The following is a 322-nucleotide window of genomic DNA, read 5'->3' on the forward strand; positions in this document are numbered from 1 at the left end:
CAATAGCAACACGTTCGGCCTCAGCTTCGCGTTGGCGACGTAACGAATCTGAATTTGCAACAGCAATTTTGGCTGTATTTTCACCTTCAACAGCTTGTGCATTTGCAGCTGCAACCTGGGTTCTTTCATCCTGTACCGCATTGGCCTCACCAATAGAACCATCTCTGTTTTTCTCAGCAACAGATTTACGAGCTGCATTAATCGCATGTGCAGCAGCTTCTTTTCCAAGAGCCTCAATATAACCAGATTCATCTACGATATCTGTTATATGTACGTTAATCAGTTTTAATCCTACTTTCTTTAGTTCAGATTCTACACTTTG

General features: G+C 41.9%; 1 protein-coding gene. It reads right to left on the reverse strand.

The features are described from left to right. The coding region (locus tag H4O21_RS28790) for an SPFH domain-containing protein (protein ID WP_220495911.1) at nucleotides 1-322 on the reverse strand (322 nt) is incomplete at both ends.

The organism is Oceanospirillum sediminis (assembly GCF_014164585.1).
GTDB lineage: Bacteria > Pseudomonadota > Gammaproteobacteria > Pseudomonadales > Halomonadaceae > Oceanospirillum > Oceanospirillum sediminis.